Source organism: Rhodococcus sp. P14 (assembly GCF_000256505.1).
Taxonomy (GTDB): domain Bacteria; phylum Actinomycetota; class Actinomycetes; order Mycobacteriales; family Mycobacteriaceae; genus Rhodococcus; species Rhodococcus ruber.
Map to the genome: position 1 here is coordinate 13,811 of NZ_AJFC01000234.1, position 14,156 is coordinate 27,966.

Annotated in this window: 15 protein-coding genes; 8 read left to right on the plus strand and 7 right to left on the minus strand. The window is 70.1% G+C overall.

What is annotated here, in order from left to right; translation table 11 throughout:
• Nucleotides 1-16 precede the first annotated feature (16 nt).
• A complete protein-coding gene (locus OEY_RS0116355; protein WP_010594922.1) occupies nucleotides 17-1,051 on the plus strand; it encodes a type IV toxin-antitoxin system AbiEi family antitoxin domain-containing protein in 1,035 nt (344 codons plus the stop codon).
• A 38-nt stretch (nucleotides 1,052-1,089) separates the two neighbouring features.
• Here OEY_RS0116355 and OEY_RS0116360 read toward each other — a convergent pair whose 3' ends face one another.
• Together OEY_RS0116360 and OEY_RS0116365 are read right to left on the minus strand one after the other, a co-directional pair.
• On the minus strand, nucleotides 1,090-2,391 hold the full coding sequence (locus tag OEY_RS0116360; protein ID WP_010594923.1) for a class I SAM-dependent methyltransferase: 1,302 nt from the start codon (nucleotides 2,389-2,391) through the stop codon (nucleotides 1,090-1,092).
• Complete coding sequence (locus tag OEY_RS0116365) at nucleotides 2,388-3,821, minus strand: FAD-binding oxidoreductase (RefSeq protein WP_010594924.1); 1,434 nt, start codon at nucleotides 3,819-3,821, stop codon at nucleotides 2,388-2,390. Before OEY_RS0116365 ends, OEY_RS0116360 begins: the two co-directional genes overlap by 4 nt.
• A gap of 136 nt (nucleotides 3,822-3,957) precedes the next feature.
• Between OEY_RS0116365 and OEY_RS0116370 the strand changes: the two genes are divergently transcribed.
• Entirely contained in the window at nucleotides 3,958-4,392 is a 435-nt protein-coding gene (locus OEY_RS0116370) for an SRPBCC family protein (protein ID WP_010594925.1), read from the plus strand.
• Here OEY_RS0116370 and OEY_RS0116375 read toward each other — a convergent pair.
• Nucleotides 4,389-5,147: an Rv3717 family N-acetylmuramoyl-L-alanine amidase gene (locus tag OEY_RS0116375; RefSeq protein ID WP_010594926.1), complete on the minus strand. Its 759-nt coding sequence runs from the start codon at nucleotides 5,145-5,147 to the stop codon at nucleotides 4,389-4,391. The genes OEY_RS0116370 and OEY_RS0116375 overlap by 4 nt on opposite strands.
• A gap of 76 nt (nucleotides 5,148-5,223) precedes the next feature.
• Between OEY_RS0116375 and OEY_RS0116380 the strand changes: the two genes are divergently transcribed.
• The 4 genes from OEY_RS0116380 (at nucleotide 5,224) to OEY_RS0116395 (ending at nucleotide 8,319) form a co-directional block, all read left to right on the plus strand.
• Nucleotides 5,224-5,547 (plus strand): YbaB/EbfC family nucleoid-associated protein, encoded by a 324-nt coding sequence (locus OEY_RS0116380; protein WP_010594927.1) that lies wholly within the window; start codon nucleotides 5,224-5,226, stop codon nucleotides 5,545-5,547.
• A gap of 9 nt (nucleotides 5,548-5,556) precedes the next feature.
• On the plus strand, nucleotides 5,557-6,165 hold the full coding sequence (recR, locus tag OEY_RS0116385; RefSeq protein ID WP_010594928.1) for a recombination mediator RecR: 609 nt from the start codon (nucleotides 5,557-5,559) through the stop codon (nucleotides 6,163-6,165).
• Entirely contained in the window at nucleotides 6,162-6,719 is a 558-nt protein-coding gene (locus tag OEY_RS0116390; RefSeq protein ID WP_010594929.1) for a TetR/AcrR family transcriptional regulator, read from the plus strand. The genes recR and OEY_RS0116390 overlap by 4 nt, the downstream gene beginning before the upstream one ends.
• A gap of 100 nt (nucleotides 6,720-6,819) precedes the next feature.
• Nucleotides 6,820-8,319 carry an MFS transporter gene (locus OEY_RS0116395; protein WP_010594930.1) on the plus strand — a complete coding sequence of 500 codons (1,500 nt, stop codon included), beginning with the start codon at nucleotides 6,820-6,822 and terminating at the stop codon, nucleotides 8,317-8,319.
• A gap of 58 nt (nucleotides 8,320-8,377) precedes the next feature.
• Here OEY_RS0116395 and OEY_RS0116400 read toward each other — a convergent pair whose 3' ends face one another.
• Together OEY_RS0116400 and OEY_RS0116405 are read right to left on the minus strand one after the other, a co-directional pair.
• Entirely contained in the window at nucleotides 8,378-9,355 is a 978-nt protein-coding gene (locus OEY_RS0116400; protein WP_043805535.1) for an oxygenase MpaB family protein, read from the minus strand.
• Between the two features lie 5 nt (nucleotides 9,356-9,360).
• Nucleotides 9,361-10,875, minus strand: coding sequence for an aldehyde dehydrogenase family protein (locus tag OEY_RS0116405; protein ID WP_010594932.1), 1,515 nt, complete (start codon nucleotides 10,873-10,875; stop codon nucleotides 9,361-9,363).
• A gap of 129 nt (nucleotides 10,876-11,004) precedes the next feature.
• Between OEY_RS0116405 and OEY_RS0116410 the strand changes: the two genes are divergently transcribed.
• Both OEY_RS0116410 and OEY_RS0116415 read left to right on the plus strand, forming a co-directional pair.
• A complete protein-coding gene (locus OEY_RS0116410; protein ID WP_010594933.1) occupies nucleotides 11,005-12,156 on the plus strand; it encodes an acyl-CoA dehydrogenase family protein in 1,152 nt (383 codons plus the stop codon).
• A 3-nt stretch (nucleotides 12,157-12,159) separates the two neighbouring features.
• The gene (locus OEY_RS0116415) at nucleotides 12,160-12,828 is read left to right on the plus strand and encodes a GntR family transcriptional regulator (RefSeq protein ID WP_010594934.1); all 669 of its coding nucleotides are present in this window, start codon (nucleotides 12,160-12,162) and stop codon (nucleotides 12,826-12,828) included.
• A 96-nt stretch (nucleotides 12,829-12,924) separates the two neighbouring features.
• Here the strand turns inward: OEY_RS0116415 and OEY_RS0116420 are convergent, their stop codons facing one another.
• Together OEY_RS0116420 and OEY_RS0116425 are read right to left on the minus strand one after the other, a co-directional pair.
• A complete protein-coding gene (locus tag OEY_RS0116420; protein ID WP_010594935.1) occupies nucleotides 12,925-13,401 on the minus strand; it encodes a DUF4334 domain-containing protein in 477 nt (158 codons plus the stop codon).
• A 95-nt stretch (nucleotides 13,402-13,496) separates the two neighbouring features.
• Nucleotides 13,497-14,156, minus strand: a 660-nt coding sequence (locus OEY_RS0116425) for a TetR/AcrR family transcriptional regulator (protein WP_010594936.1), incomplete at its 5' end; no start/stop codon positions are given.

Here is a 14,156-nt window from a genome sequence, read left to right on the forward strand (position 1 = left end):
CGCCATCATCGACCGCATGGGGGACTTCGGGAAGAGCGACGTGCAGAAGCTGTTCGACGATCGAGCCGGCTTGGTGACCCAGACCGAGCTGACCGACCTGGGGGTGGGGCGGGGAACGGTGCGGCATCTGCTCGACACCGGGCGGTGGCAGCGTGTCCTGCAGGGCGTCTACGCCGTCAGCAGCGGGCCGCTGACACGGACCATGGTGCTCGAGGCGGCGCTGCTCTACGGGGGCGGCGCGGCGATGCTGAGCCATCGCACTGCGGCGGAGCTGTGGGGCATGCTCCCGGTCGACGACACCGCACCGGTGCACGTCACCGTTCCCGTGGGCAAGTCCGCGCTGCCGCAGCGAGCGACGATGCGGGCACCCGGACGGAAGGCGACGCTACCGGTGTCGAAGCCGGACGCCGTTCTCCATCCCGGGGTGATCGTGCACCGGTCCCGGGCGCACGCCCACATCGGCGTCGATCGGTACCTGGCGCGCACGACCAAGGTCGACACCGCACTGGATCTGGCCACCGCGCAGCCGTCGCCGCGGGAGGCGTACCTGTCGCTGATCTCCACGGTCACGAACGCCGGGATCCGGCTGCACACCGTGCGACGGCGACTCGAGGAGCGGCCGCCGTACCGGTATCGGACCGCGCTCGACGAGGCCGTGACACTGCTGGCGGAGGGGGTGCAGTCCGTCCTGGAGTACCACTACGCGATCGATGTCGAGCGTGCGCATGCACTGCCCGTGGCGGACCGGCAGAGCCCGGTCGTCGTGGACGGCAGGACCCTGTACGAGGACTGCACGTACGACGGCGCCGGATGCCCGCTCACGGTGCGGTTGGACGGCAGGTGGGTGCATTCGATGCGCGAAGTCGCCTTCCGCGACCGGCGTCGGGACAACGCCGCTGAGCTGGCCGGACGATCGCGGCTGGTCTTCGGATACCGGGAGGTGGCGTCGTCGCCGTGCGACGTCGCGCGCGAGGTGGAGACGGTGCTGACCCGGTTGGGCTGGGTCCGGGACGAGCCGAACCCCTGCTCGTGCCGTGCGCGGTTCTGGTAGTGGGTACTACCAGAACCGCGCACGGGCCGCGGAGCGGCCTATGCGACCCACCACGGGCGCAGCGGGACGTTCGGCTCCTGATCCGGGCCGAGCTTGACGGCCAGGACGTGGTGCAGTTGCACGACGTTGCGTTCGAAGCCGAGGCGGGAACCGGCCATGTACAGGCCCCACACGCGGGCGGTGCCCTCGCCGACCTCGGCGACGCACGCGTCCCAGTTGGCGACGAGGTTCTCGCACCAGCCCTTCAGGGTCAGCGCGTAGTGCTGGCGCAGGTTCTCCTCGTGCAGCACCTCGAGGCCGATGTCCTGGATCTCGGTGATGATGCGCCCCGAGCCGGTGAGTTCCCCGTCGGGGAAGACGTACCGGTCGATGAAGCCCCCGGCCTTGACGGGGCCGCGGTTGACCGGACGGGTGATGCAGTGATTGAGCAGCAAGCCGCCCTCGCGCAGCTTGTCGTGCAACCGCCGGAAGTACGTGGGGTAGTTCTGCACGCCGATGTGCTCGGTCAGCCCGATCGAGGAGATCGCGTCGAAGCCCGTCTCCGGCACGTCGCGGTAGTCGGAGAAGCGGACCTCGGCGAGGTCGGTGAGTCCCTCGTCGGCGATGGCCTTCTGCGCCCACTCCGCCTGCTCCCGCGACAGGGTGACGCCGAGTGCCTTGACGCCGCGCCGTGCCGCGTACCGCACCATCCCGCCCCAGCCGCAGCCGATGTCGAGGAGACGGTCCCCGGGCTGCAGCCGCAGCTTCTCGAAGACGAGGCGGTACTTGTTCTCCTGTGCGTCCTCGAGACTCTGCGCCTCGGAGTCGAACAGCGCGCACGTGTACGTCATGGACGGGCCCAGGACGTGCTCGTAGAACGCGTTGGAGACGTCGTAGTGATGGTGGATCACCTCGGCGTCACGGCTGCGCGAATGCCGGAGCCCCTCCGCGAACCGGCGCCAGCGCGGCAGGTGCTCCTGCGGGGGCGGCGCGATGGGCTTGAGCGTCTCCAACCCCAGCGAGCGGGCGATCTGCGCGAGCGTCAGTGCCGGTGGACGCTGGAAGTGCAAGTCGCCCAGGGCCTTCAGGAGCTCGTACGGGTTGCCGGGATGGACGCCTTCGGCTTCGAGGTCACCCGAGACGTAGGCGCGGGCCATGCCGAGGTCGCCGGGTGCCGTCGCCAGATAGGTCGTGCCGCGCGTGGAGGTCAACCGCAGGCCGTACGGGGCGTCCGCCGGGCCGGCGCTGGAGCCGTCGTACGCGGTGAACCGCACCGGCAGCTCGCCGCCGGTCACGGTCTCGAGAATCTGGGCGAGCGTGAGCCGGCCGTCGGGAATGCCTGGTTCTCGCAACGTGGTCATCTGTTGTGCACCGCCTTCGAGAAGAGGTCAAGCAAACGGGATTCGGGGTCGTAACGCTTCTTCAGGGCGGGATAGTCCCCGCCGCCGTAGTAGAGCTCTTCGAACTCCGCGCGCGTGTAGTACGAGTCGGAGTACAGCGATTTGTGGCCGTCGAGCTCGGCGACCTTGTGTTCGATGCGACGGTTCGCGGCGCCCTCGATCTCGCCGGCAACGGCCGGGACCGACGACCAGAAGCCGACGTTGACATAGGTGCGTTTCGGTTCGAGCGGGTACAGGGGCCACGGCCGCTGGGCGTCGCGCGCCACCGGGCCGCCCTCCCGTAACCGCAAGGGGCACAGCCAGACCGGCTCGATCGGAATCTCGTCGAGGAACCAGCGCAGGAACTCGGCGGTCCGTTCGATCGGCACCTCGATGTCCTGCACGACGCGTTCGCGCGGCAGGTTGCCCTTGCGCCGCTCGATACGGTCGGCGACGCCGTAGCGGTGGTCGAGGGCGATCAGCTTCCAGTAGAAGCTGCTGCGGAGCAGGCGCTTCGGCCACAGCCGCCGGATCCGGGGGTCCTGGGCGCCGAAGGCGCGCGAGCACCAGAACCAGTCGGTGTCCCACCGCCACAGGTAGTCCCGGACGGTGAGGCGGTCGGTCCGCGGATGGTTGACGGATGCGTGCTGGATCGAGCGGTAGTAGATGTTTTCGCCGGTGTAGTCGCTGACCGGGCCGGGGGCGTCGGTCTGCGTCCCGAGGGTCAGGTAGGACTCCGCGGCGGAGAACATCACCCCGTCGAGGTAGTCGACCGGCACCCCGGCGTGCACCCGCTCGGTGGCGATGCGGTCGAGGGCCGACTGCATCTCGTCGAGCGAGTCGAACCGCAGATGCCGCAGCGCCACGTACGGTTTCACCGGTTCGAGTTCGATGCGCAGGCGCGTGGCGTAGCCGAGGGTGCCGTAGGAGTTGGGGAAACCGTGGAACAGGTCGGCGTGCTCACCGTCGGGGGTGGCGGTGACGATCTCGCCCGCGCCGGTGAGGATGTCCATCTCGAGGACCGACTCGTGCGGCAGGCCGTTGCGGAAGGAGGTCGACTCGATGCCGAGCCCGGTGACCGCGCCGCCGAGCGTGATCGTCTTCAGCTGCGGCACCACCAGGGGTGCGAGGCCGTGGGGCAGGGTCGCGTCGACCAGGTCCTCGTAGGTGCACATGCCGGCGACGTCGGCGGTGCGCGCGACGGGGTCGACGGAGACGACGCCGCCGAGGCCGGACACGTCGAGGCCGGGCGCGTTCACCCGGGCCCGGGCCCGGAAGAGGTTGGAGGTCTTCTTCGCCAGGCGCACGGGGGCGTCGGCAGGGATGGCGCGGTAGGAACGCAACAGGCGCTCGACACCCGCCCGATGTGCGGATTCTCCGCTCGGGACTACGACTGACTTCGGCTTCTGCATACGACTCCCTGGGGCGACGCACGGTGGCGACCTTCACAATAGCCCCGCGGGCCCGCCCGGGCGCGACGATGCAGCAGGCAGGATGGGAACCGGTGACGGCCGCGCTCCGAGCGGCCCACGGGCAACAGGAGGAACAGTGGGACAGGTAAGCGCCAGCAGTTCGATTCAGCTCGCCGCGGCGCCGGAGCGGGTGCTCGAGGCCCTCGCGGACTACGAGTCGGTGCGTCCGCGCATCCTCCCGGAGCAGTACCGCGACTACCGGGTGCTCTCGGGTGGTCGCGGCGACGGCACGGTCGTGCACTGGATCCTGCAGGCGACGAAGAAGCGGGCTCGCGACGTCGAGGCGCGAGTGGCGGTCTCGGGCAGCACGATCACCGAGCGGGACGCGAACTCGTCCCTGGTGACCACGTGGAGCGTGGTGCCCAACGGCACCGGTTCGACCGTGGTGACGTTGACCGAGTGGAAGGGTGCGGGCGGCATCGGCGGCTTCTTCGAGAAGACCTTCGCGCCGCTCGGGCTGCGCAAGATCCAGGAGCAGGTGCTGGCGAACCTGAAGCGCGAACTGGACTAGAGGGCGTCGGCGGGGTCGCCGGCGAACGCGACGATCCCGGCGACGACGGCGGTGGCGTAACGCTGCCGCCCGTCGGGATCGGTCATCGTCGCGGCGTCCGTCGCGTTGCGCATGTTGCCGAGCTCGACCAGCACCGACGGCCGTCGGGCCAGATTGAGTCCGGCCAGGTCGTCGCGACCGAGCAGGCCGTCGGTGCCGAGGTAGGTGGACGGGGTCAGTCCGGCGTCGACGAGGGCGTCGCGCACGGCGACGGCGAGGGCGACGGACGGGCCGGCCTGCACCTCGTCGAGCGGGGGCGCCGAGTAGTTGACGTGGAAGCCGCGCCCGTCGGCGGGGCCGCCGTCGGCGTGCAGGCTGACCACGACGTCCGCGCCGGAGGCGTTGGCCTCTTCCGCGCGCCGGTCCACGCAGGCCGCGACGGACGCGTCGTCGGGGCGGCTGAGCAGCACGTGCGCGCCGAGCTCCTCGAGTTCGGCGCGCACGAGCATCGCGACGTCCCAGTTGAAGGTGTGTTCCGTGTAGCCCGAGTCGGTGCTGGTGCCGGTGGTCTGGCAGTTCTTGGTGCCGCCGCGGCCGGTGGGCACCTGGGCGGTGATGCTCGCGTCGTTGGTGCCGTTGTGGCCGGGGTCGAGGAAGACGGTGCGGCCGGTCAGCGGCAGGTCCGGGGTCGCGGTCGCGGGGACTCCCGGCAGGGACAGGGCCAGCACGCAGGTGGCGGCGACGGTGATCCGGCGGGACAGTCCACGCACGCGCATTCCGTCACGGTACCGGGGACGGACTACCCTGAGTTGCGAAATCCCGCGAAAGGACATGCCTGTGGAACCCGGTGGAATGCCCGACATGCAGCAGCTCCTGGCGCAGGCGCAGCAGATGCAGCAGCAGCTGATGGCCGCCCAGGCGGAGATGGCGCAGGCGGAGGTGACCGGCCAGGCCGGTGGCGGCCTGGTGACGGCGACGGTGAAGGGGACCGGTGAGGTCGTCGGCCTTCGGATCGACCCCGAGGTCGTCGACCCCGAGGACGTGGAGACGCTGCAGGACCTGGTGATCGGCGCGATCGCCGACGCGTCGGCGAAGGCGCAGGAGATCGCCTCCGAGAAGCTCGGCCCCCTGGCCGGTGGGCTCGGCGGCGGCATTCCCGGTCTGCCCGGCTTCTAGAGGAGTCACGTGTACGAGGGACCGGTCCAGGACCTGATCGACGAGCTCGGCAAGCTGCCGGGCATCGGTCCGAAGAGCGCCCAGCGCATCGCGTTCCACCTGTTGTCGGTCGAGCCGCCGGAGCTCGACCGGCTGCAGGCGGCCCTGCAGCAGGTGCGCGACGGCGTCCGGTTCTGCGAGGTGTGCGGCACGGTGGCGGATCAGGAGCGGTGCCGGATCTGTTCCGATCCGCGCCGGGACCGGACCCAGATCTGTGTGGTCGAGGAGCCGAAGGACGTGCAGGCCATCGAGCGCACCCGCGAGTTCCGTGGGCGCTACCACGTGCTCGGCGGCGCCCTCGATCCGCTCAGCGGCATCGGTCCGGACCAGTTGCGGATCCGTGAGCTGCTCACCCGCATCGGCAATCAGGAGGACGGCGTCGACGTCACCGAGGTGATCATCGCGACGGACCCCAACACGGAGGGCGAGGCCACGGCGACGTACCTCGTGCGGATGCTGCGGGACTTCCCCGGCCTGACCGTGACGCGGCTGGCGTCCGGTCTGCCCATGGGGGGCGACCTCGAGTTCGCCGACGAGCTGACCCTCGGGCGGGCGCTCTCGGGCCGACGCACACTGTGACCGCCCCGAGACGCACCGGGGAGCAGACGCGCCGCCGGATCCTCGACGCGGCCGGCATGGCGTTCGCGACGCGTCCGTACCGCGAGATCACCCTCAAGGACATCGCCGAGGACGCCGGCGTCAGCCCGGCGCTGATCATCAAGTACTTCGGTTCCAAGGAGCAGTTGTTCGACGCGCTGGTCGACTTCCAGAGCGCGGCGGACGTGTTGTTCGACGGTCCCCTCGAACAGCTGGGGGAGCGGATGGTGTCGATGCTGGCGCGGCCGCTCGAACCGTACAAGCCGCTCTCGATGAACATCCTGTTCATGAGCGGGGCGAGCGAGGAGAGCAACAGCAAGCTCCGGGAGAACTATTCGAAGCAGATGATCGACGCGCTCGCGGCACGCCTGCCCGGCCCGGATGCACGGTTGCGGGCGGAGCTGGCGATGTCGATGGTGATGGGTCTGGCGATCATGCGGCGGCGCATGCTCGCGGAGCGCGCCACCGGTTCGGTGCCGGACGTGGTGGCGCGGTACGCGCCGCTGGTGCAGGAGCTGCTCGACGGGGCGGAGTGACCGACGGCCCGGAGTGAGATGCGGGTCACCTCTGTTGCGGGGTAAACGGCTATTCACTTAGCCTGGTAAACAATTATTCACCCCGCGCGGAGGAGGGCCGATGGCGTACGTGTCCACCCACCCCCTCCGGCTGCGCGGATCCCGGCCGGACCGGTCGCTCGCCGGGCCGCCCGCCCGCGGGGCGGCGACGGCGGTCGCGCCCCGGCCGTCGCGTTTCGTCTTCCCGATCCTCGCGGTCGGGGCGATCTTCCAGGCGATCATGCAGACGGTCATGGTGCCGCTGCTGCCGAGCATGCCGGCGCTGACCGGCGCCGGCACCACGGCCGTGTCGTGGCTGGTGACCGCCACCCTGCTGGTCGGGGCCGTGATGACCCCGATCTTCGGCCGGCTCGCCGACATGGTCGGCAAGAAGCGCATGCTGCTCGTCGCGCTCGTCCTGATGACCGTCGGATCGCTGCTGTGCGCGATCAGCTCGAACATCGCGGTCCTCATCACCGCCCGCGGTCTGCAGGGCGCGGGCGCGGCGGTCATTCCGATCGGCATGTCGATCCTGCGGGAGGAACTGCCCAGGGACCGCGTCGGACGCGCCGTCGCCCTGCTCAGCTCCACCCTCGGCCTGGGCACCGCGCTGGGCATCCCGTTCGCCGCCGCCATCGTCCAGTTCGCGGATTGGCACGTGCTGTTCTGGGTCACCACCGCGATCGGCGCGGCGGTGGCGACCGCGGCCGCGGTGTTCATCCGCGAGTCCCGCACCCGCACCGGCGGCCGGTTCGACGGCGTCGGCGCGGTCGGCCTGAGCGCCGCGCTGGTGAGCCTGCTCGTCCCCCTCACCCAGGGCAGCACCTGGGGCTGGACCAGCCCCGCCGTGCTGTCGATGTTCGCCGCCGCCGTCGTGCTGTTCGGACTGTGGGGATTCCAGCAGCTGCGCAACCGCAATCCGCTCGTCGATCTGCGGGCCTCGGCGCGGCGCACGGTCCTGATGCCGCACCTGGCCGCCCTGCTGGTGGGGTTCGCGTTCTACGGCAACACCCTCATCACCACGCAGTTGCTGCAGGCCGACCCCGACCACGGCGCCGGGTACGGGCTGCCGATCCTGCTCGCGGCCCTGTGCCAGCTGCCGGCGAGCTTCGCGATGATGTCGTTCGCCCTCGTCGCGGCGCGGTTGTCCGACCGGTGGGGCACGAAGGTCCCCATGCTGGCCGGCGCGTTGTTCCTGCTGGGCGGCTACTCGCTGCATGCGGTGCCCGACAAGCCGCTGTGGTCGGTGGTGGTGGCGCTCGGTGTCGCCGCCATCGGCACCACACTCGTGTACTGCACACTGCCGGTGCTGATCATGGGTGCGGTCCCGCTCGAGCAGACCGCCGCGGCGAACGGCGTCAACGTGCTGCTGCGCACCACGGGCAGCACGGTGTGCAGCGCCGTGGTCGCGACCGTCCTTGCGGCGCATCTGGTGAGCGGCGGCATCGCCGCGGCGGGCTTCTCGATCGCCTACCTGGCGTGCGCTGCCTGCGCGGTGGTGGTGTTCGTGGCCGCGCTCGCGCTGCCGGCGGCGAACCGGCGGCCCGTCGAGCACGTCACCTCCGAGGTGCCTTCCGTATGAGTAACGCCGGTCCGCCGCCCGCGTGCCGGCGGCGAACCGGCCTCCTCCCTCCCCGGGTCTAGTACTCCACGCCGAGGTCCCGCGGGCGGTAGCCCTCCGGGTACCCCGGATAGGTGCGGTTGCTCGGATTGCTCGCGGCCATCGAGGTCCGTCGTTTCGGCAGCCGGCGTACCACCGCCGAACGGGCCCGCAGCGCGGCCTCCGCGACGGCCCGGACCCGCGGGGACCCCTGCGGGAACCCGAATGCCGCCGCCATCCGCTCGTCGATGAGCGAGTACACGGCCGTGGCGACGGCGGGGGGGGGGACCCCCTTCGGGTACCACGACTGGAACAGCCGCAGGGTGTAGGTGCCGATGCGGTGGTTGTCGTCGCTGTAGGTGAAGTGCTCGTCCTCGTAGTCCAGCTTGAACCGCTGGAAGTCCTGGTACGACTCCGGAATGTTCTTGATCCCCATCCGGATTCCGACCTGCCGGTAGAAGTGGAACGAGGCGAGACGCTCGTGCGGGTGCAGCCGCCGCCAGCCGTAGCGGTCGATCCAGTCGATCGGGTCGTAGACGAACGTCGAGAGGACGTAGAGCATGTCGTCGTTGTCGATCGAATACCTGCCGTGCATCCGGTTGACGTTGCGCAGCGACTCGCGACCCCGGTCGGAGTCGTACCCGTGCTCGACGAGTTCGGACATCAGGATCGCGGTGTCGTCGTAGCGCTTCTGCGGGCGGTGCTCGAACTCGCCGGTGCGGGCCAGCAGCGCGGAGATGCTCGGCACACAGTAGGTACGGAACAGCGCGAACTCGAGCGACCGCTGGTAGTCCCAAGGGAACTCGTACCCGGCGGTGATCCGCAGGATGTCCTGATGGTGGGTGACCGGGTCCAGGCCCTCGATCACCTTCAGCCAGCCGAATCGCCCGAATCCGGCGTGCGGGTCCTGGTTCGGCGCGGGGAAGGTGGCGGCCTTCTCGGTCCGGGCGTCGGGGCGGGCGACGACGGACGCCCCGCGCGTGCGTTCCCGGGTGCGGTCGGGGGAGGTCGACGTCATCCGCGTCACCGCCCGTGCCGGGTGCGGAGCATCCACGCGGCGATCTTCATGTCCCGCGCGGTGCGTTCGAGGGTGAGCAGGTTCAGCGGGGCCCGGAACCTCTCGACGGTCACCGACTTGGGGCGGCTGAATTCGCGCAGGCCGTCGGCGCCGTGGATGCGGCCGAATCCGGATTCGCCGATGCCACCGAACGGCAGCGACGGGATGCCCGCGAAACCGAGCACCGAGTTCACCGACACCATGCCGGTGCGCAGCCGGTCGGCGATCTTCCGTCCACGCGCGCGGTCCTTGGTGAACACCGACGCGCCGAGACCGTAGTCGGTGGCGTTGGCGCGCTCGACGGCCTCGTCGAGATCGCGCACCTTGTTGACCACCACCGTCGGGCCGAACGTCTCCTCGCACACCGCCGAGGACCGCTCCGGGACGTCGGTGAGGATCACCGGGTCGACGTAACGGTCGTGCACGGACTCGCGGCCGCCGACGACGGCGCGGGCGCCGTGCTCGAGCGCGTCGTCGATCTGGCCGCGCACGATGTCGATCTGCCGGGGCAGGGTCATCGGACCGTAGCTCGCGTCGTCGCTGCCGCCGGGGCGCACCCGCTCCATGGTCGCGGTGAGCTTGTCGAGGAACTGCCGGTAGACCGGCTCGACGACGTAGATGCGTTCGACGCCGGCGCAGGTCTGGCCCGCGTTCCCGAACGCTCCGAACGCGGCCATCTCCACGGCCTTGTCGAGGTCGGCGTCCTCCGCGACGATCATCGCGTCCTTGCCCCCGCACTCGGCGACGAGCGGGGTGAGGGTCTCGGCGCACACGGCCATGACCTTGCGGGCGGTGGCGCCGGAGCCGGTGAAGGCGACCTTGTCGACGCCGGAGCGGGCGAGTGCCGCCCCGGTCTCGCCGAGGCCGGTGATCACCTGGAACACCGGCTGCGTCGGGGCGAGCCCGTTCCACTTCTCCTCGAGCCACTTACCCACGCCGGGGGTCAGCTCGGACGGCTTGAACACCACGGCGTTGCCGGCGGCGAGGGCGTAGGAGATCGAGCCCATCGGGGTGTAGACCGGGTAGTTCCACGGTCCGATGACGCCGATCACGCCGAGCGGCTGGTACTCGAGGGTGGCCCGCTGGTTGGCGCTGGCGAGACCGGACGGCACCGTGCGCGGGCGCAGCACCTTCCTGGCGTTGCGGGCGGCCCAGTCGAGGTGCTCGATCGCGAGCATCACCTCGAGGAAGGCGTCACCGCGGGGCTTGCCGGTCTCGGCGGAGACGAGGGCCGCGAGGGGCTCGGCGTCGGCGGCGACGGCCTGCTTGAACTCGAGCAGCCAGTCGCGGCGGCCCCGGAAGCCCTGGTCGGCCCACCATCGGGCCGCCGAACGCGCGCGGTCGACGGCGGCGGCGACGTCGGCGGCACCGGCGATCGGATACTCGGCAAGGACGGATCCGTTGCGCGGGTCGAGACTCGCGAAGGTATCCCCCGGAGGGGCCGGGGACTGGGTATCGGCGGGCGTGAGTTCCTGGGTCATGGGCGACGCTTCCTTCGCTGGGCCACATCAAATATATTTGATGTGATTCACTGTCGTGGATATCACACTAGGCGGCGCGCCCGGTGTCGACAACCCCCCACTAATTGTCCAGGCCAGGAGGCCGATCCCATGCACACGAACCTGACGGAATTCACTCCCGAGCAGCAGGACTTCGCCGCAGCCGTCGCCGATTTCTGCCGACGGGAGGTCGGCACCCGCGAACAGCGAGACGCCCTCACCGACCACGGCAAGCACAGCCACAACCAGGAGCTCTACCGGAAGATGGCCGAGCTCGGCTGGCTCGGCGTGACGGTGCCCGAGGAGTTCGGCGGCTCCGCCGGCAGCACGGTCGACCTGTGCATCCTGCTCGAGCAGAGCACACGGGGCATGGCACCCATCGGGGGCATCGGCCCCACCCTCATCACGGGCGCCGCCTACGAGAAGTTCGGCACCCGGGCGCAGAAGGAGACGGTGCTCGGCGGCATCGTCGAAGGCAGATCCCAGTCCATCTCCATGTCCGAGCCCGAGGCCGGGTCCGACGTCGGCGCCCTGACCTGCCGCGCCGAGAAGGTCGACGACGGCTGGCTGATCAACGGCCAGAAGACCTGGTGCTCCAACGCGCACTTCGCCGACAACATCCTGCTCGTCGCCCGCACCGACCGCAGCGGCGCCAAGCATCAGGGCCTGACGATGTTCCATCTGCCGGCCGGCACTGCGGGACTGAAGATCAGCGGCATCGAGACCATGGGCGGCAAGGAGGTCAACGACCTCTACCTCACCGACGTGCATCTGCCGGCGGACGCCGTCGTCGGCGAGGTCGGCAACGGCTGGACCCAGCTGATGGCCGGGCTGAACACCGAGCGGCTCATCCTGGCCGCGATGATGCTCGGCACCGCGCAGCGCGCCTTCGACGACGCCCTGCAGTTCGTCACCGAACGCAAGCAGTTCGGCCGGCCGGTCGGCACGTTCCAGGCCATCCGTCATCGCGTCGCCGACCTGGCCACCGAGATCGAGGCCACGCGCCTGCTCGTGTACCGCGTCGCGCGGCTCGTCGACGACAACCCGGGCACGTTGTTTCCGCGCGAGGCGTCCATGGTCAAGCTCAAGGCCACCGAGGTCGCGAAGAAGACGGCCCTCGAAGGCATGCAGATGATGGGCGGATACGGGTACGCCACCGAGTTCGACATGGAGCACCATGTCCGCCGGACGATCGTGTCGACGATCTTCGGCGGCACCAACGAGATCCAGCGCGACATCATCGGCAAGAGCTACGGGTTGTAGACGATGGCGGCACCGGCCCGTTCCCTGCGGCGACGGCCTCAGCTCTCGGAGGAGGTCGCGATCCACCTGCGGGGCCTCATCATCTCCGGCGCGCTGCGCTCCGGCGACTTCGTGCGGCTCGACGAGACCGCAGCCGAACTCGGGGTCAGCGTCACCCCGGTCCGGGAGGCGCTGCTGACCCTGCGGGGGGAAGGTCTCGTGGAGTCGGTGCCCAACCGCGGTTACGTCGTCTCGCCGCTCGGGCGGGGCGACGTCGCCGACATCTTCTGGCTGCAGAAACAGATCGCGGTGGAACTGGCGGTGCGCGTGCTGCGGGTCGCGGACGCTGCGGACCTCGATCGGCTCACCGCGCTGAACGATGCGCTGCGGTGCGCGGTCTCGTCGTCGGACGCCGACCGGATCGCCGCTGCGGAGTTCGAATTCCATCGCGAGGTCAACCGGATCGCGGACAGCCCGAAGCTCGCCTGGTTCCTCTACAGCGCGGCCCGCTACACCCCGTACCGGCTCTACACCGCGGAGCCGGAGTGGGGCCGGTCGGCCGTCGACTCGCACGCCCGCTTGATCGACGCGTTCCGCAGGGGGGACCGCGACGAGGTGATCGCGCAGACCGCGGGGCAGTTCGACGATGCGGTCCGCCGGCTGCTCGAGCACCTGGACCGGCGCCCCGAGTGACCGAATGTGACATCCGGTCGATCACATCGACCGGATGTCACATTCGGTCCTGTGGCGCGTGGGGGGTGTCCGGCGGAAGGCTTGCGGTGCAGGGGATTACAGCGCGATGTCGCGTTCGAGACCGAACCAGTAGTGCTCGCCCGCGTCGAACACGAGCCCGCCCTTGCCGTTCATGACGCCGACGAGCGTGTCGTCGTCGGCCTTCTTGAAGTGGTCGAACACCGGCATGCCGTCGTAGACCATGGTGGCGGTGATCTCGCCGCGGAACCGGACCTCCCACAGCGACGCCTCGCCGCGGCCGGTTTCGACGTCGGAGTAGAGCTCACCGCTCGCGTCCCGGCACATCAGCGGCTGCACGTCGTGGGCGGTGGCGAACTGCTTGCCGTACCACCGGGCCTTGCCCAGCAGTGTGTGGGTGCGGTGCCCGGTGTCGAAACTGAATCCGCGCCAGCGGTATCCGACGAGATCATCGATGCGGGCGGGCTCGAGGCGCGCCCACAGGTCGTCGAGTTCGCGCGGCGAGATCGTGTCGGTGCGGCGGCGCAGTGCGGCCAGCTCGTCGGCCACGGTCATGGTCACTCCTGACGGTCGAAGGTGAGTACTGCCTCGACGGCGTCGCTGCGGGTCCGCCCCGTACTCCCGCACCACCGCGGCGAGTGCCGTGTGCGTCACGCGTCCGCCGCCGGGTCGCCGAGAAGGGTCGCCAGCATGAGCTGTTGCACGCGGGTCTCGTTGGCGGGGGTGGCGTCGAAGTGCAGCAGACGTCCGACGTCGAGCACGAGGTTGAGCGCGGCGTGCACCAGGAATCGGCACTCGACGGCGGACAGGGCCGGACGTACCTCGCCGAGCAGGCGGGCCCACTCCTCGACGTTGAGCCGCTGGATGTTGCGCAGGTCGGTGCGGTGTGCATCGGGCAGGTTTCCGATCTCGGTGAAGTACACGACCATCAGCTCGCTGCGGGCGAACGACAACTGGACGTACACGCGGGTCAGGGAGCACAGTGCCTCGGCCGGGGTTGTGGAGTCGGCCAGCGTGCCGTTCACGGCGACGGCGAGCCGGTCCGCGGCCCGGTGGAAGGCCGCGGCGAGCAGGTCGGCCTTGCTCGCGAAGTGCCGGTAGACGCCGGAGGCGTTGATGCCGGCCGCCGCGCCGATCTCCTCGATGCTCACGTCGTGGTACCCGCGGGCATAGAAGAGCAGGATCGCTTCGTGCAGCAGCACCTCGCGCTTGTTGGCGACGGCGAGGCCCGGGACACGGGCCGGCTCGTCGTGTGACCGGTCGGTCGTCGCCGGACGGACACGCGCGACCGAACGGCAGGGCCCGCGGAG

Bases quoted from the DNA above. Each gene is read 5' to 3' on its own strand.
- OEY_RS0116355 (WP_010594922.1), top strand. From the start codon at position 17: ATGGGGGACTTCGGGAAGAGCGACGTGCAGAAGCTGTTCGACGATCGA.
- OEY_RS0116360 (WP_010594923.1), bottom strand. From the start codon at position 2,391: ATGACCACGTTGCGAGAACCAGGCATTCCCGACGGCCGGCTCACGCTC.
- OEY_RS0116365 (WP_010594924.1), bottom strand. From the start codon at position 3,821: ATGCAGAAGCCGAAGTCAGTCGTAGTCCCGAGCGGAGAATCCGCACAT.
- OEY_RS0116375 (WP_010594926.1), bottom strand. From the start codon at position 5,147: ATGCGCGTGCGTGGACTGTCCCGCCGGATCACCGTCGCCGCCACCTGC.
- OEY_RS0116380 (WP_010594927.1), top strand. From the start codon at position 5,224: ATGCCCGACATGCAGCAGCTCCTGGCGCAGGCGCAGCAGATGCAGCAG.
- OEY_RS0116395 (WP_010594930.1), top strand. From the start codon at position 6,820: ATGGCGTACGTGTCCACCCACCCCCTCCGGCTGCGCGGATCCCGGCCG.
- OEY_RS0116400 (WP_043805535.1), bottom strand. From the start codon at position 9,355: ATGACGTCGACCTCCCCCGACCGCACCCGGGAACGCACGCGCGGGGCG.
- OEY_RS0116405 (WP_010594932.1), bottom strand. From the start codon at position 10,875: ATGACCCAGGAACTCACGCCCGCCGATACCCAGTCCCCGGCCCCTCCG.
- OEY_RS0116410 (WP_010594933.1), top strand. From the start codon at position 11,005: ATGCACACGAACCTGACGGAATTCACTCCCGAGCAGCAGGACTTCGCC.
- OEY_RS0116415 (WP_010594934.1), top strand. From the start codon at position 12,160: ATGGCGGCACCGGCCCGTTCCCTGCGGCGACGGCCTCAGCTCTCGGAG.
- OEY_RS0116420 (WP_010594935.1), bottom strand. From the start codon at position 13,401: ATGACCGTGGCCGACGAGCTGGCCGCACTGCGCCGCCGCACCGACACG.